Raw genomic sequence first — 1,672 nt, forward strand, 5'->3', positions numbered from 1 at the left:
CCTGGATACACCGATTAGGTGGCGGCCTGGGTGGGTTGAAACAGCGAAATGCCCTGTCGTGGTGGGAGAATGAGATTTGTTCAGGATCCAATTCAGCCACTACGAAGGGCATCTCGTAGATGCAACTATCTCACACTCGGCCCGTCGCGGCGGCCCGCTTCGATGATCCGAACCTGGTGTCGTGCGCCGGACTGGTCCCGATCACCGCGTTGGCGCAAGAATGCGGTCTGGCCGCGTTGGCTGATGAGCACCTCACGGTGCCCACGGACAAGGGCTCCAACGCGGGGGCGAAGGTGAGCGCGCTGGTCGCGGGGATGGTCGCTGGCGCGGACAGCATCGACGATATGCGCCTGCTGCGCCACGGCGCGATGCGCACGGTGTTCGACCGTCCGTATGCACCCTCGACGCTGGGCTCGTTCCTGCGGGAATTCAGCTTCGGCCACGTCCGCCAACTCGACGCCATCGCGGCGCGGGTGCTGGCGAGCCTGCACGAACGCACCCCGGTGCTGGCCGGCATCGACGGCCCCGTGCTGGTCGATCTCGACGACACCATCATCGAAGTCCACGGCTACAGCAAGCAAGGATCCGGTTACGGCTACTCCGGAGTCCGGGGTCTCAACGCCCTGCTGGCCACGGTCACCACCGGTCAGTGTGCTCCGGTGATCGCCGCCCAACGCCTGCGCAAAGGCTCGTGTGGCTCCCCACGCGGAGCTGCCCGCATGATCAGCGACACCCTGTCCACTGTGACACGGCTGCGCTCACCCGAGGCCACCAGCAAGCCGCTGGTCCGCGCCGATTCGGCGTTCTACGGTCACCGCAGCGTGGGCGCGGCGCTGCGCGGTGGCGCCGAGGTGTCGATCACCGTGCCCCTGGACTCGAAAGTCAAGGCTGCGATCGCGGCCATCAACGATGATGCGTGGACCTCGATCGAGTACACCGACGCCGTCTACGACGAAAACACCGGCCAATGGATCTCCCGGGCCGAGGTCGCCGAGATCGGATTCACCGCGTTCAGCTCCAAGAAAACCCACCAGCAGGTCCCGGGCCGCTTGGTGGTACGCCGCATCCCCGACCTGAACCCCACCAGCGATGGACAGGCCACCCTGTTCGACACCTGGCGGTTTCACGCCTTCTTTACGACCACCGATCTGGACACCGTCACCGCCGACAAGACTCACCGCGGCCACGCGATCATCGAACAGGTCCACGCCGACCTGAAAGCCTCCGCGCTGGCCCATCTACCGTCAGGCCGGTTCTCGGCCAATAGTGCATGGTTGGTGCTGGCGGTCATCGCGTTCAACCTCACCCGCGCCGCGGCCACCCTCACCGGCCCCACGCTGGCCAAGGCCCGCACCGCCACCATCCGCCGCACGCTGATCACCGTGCCCGCACGCATCGCCTCCTCGGCACGACGGCTGACGTTGCACCTGCCGCGCAACTGGCCCTGGGAACACGCATGGAACTTGCTGTTCGGCAACCTCTTCGGCCGATATCAGCCGCTCACGGCCTAATCAGACCACTCCCTACCGGCCTTCGACGCGAAACACCAACAGGAACAACCCGATACCGAGATCGGGCGATCAGCCACGCCCACTGGGACCTATACATCAGCTCAAAGCCTCACAACCAGATTCAACCCCACACCAACCGCCGATCGGTGTATCCAGGCTAA

General features: G+C 65.2%; 1 protein-coding gene. It reads left to right on the forward strand.

From position 1 onward, the window contains the following. Nucleotides 1-119 precede the first annotated feature (119 nt). Complete coding sequence (locus ACXMYJ_RS29005) at nucleotides 120-1,511, forward strand: IS1380 family transposase (RefSeq protein WP_260752049.1); 1,392 nt, start codon at nucleotides 120-122, stop codon at nucleotides 1,509-1,511. Nucleotides 1,512-1,672: the final 161 nt, after the last annotated feature.

Source organism: Mycobacterium sp. ZZG (genome assembly GCF_054786995.1).

What these genes read in the sequence shown, in the direction of transcription:
- ACXMYJ_RS29005 (WP_260752049.1), top strand. Translation starts at nt 120, where the DNA reads ATGCAACTATCTCACACTCGGCCCGTCGCGGCGGCCCGCTTCGATGAT.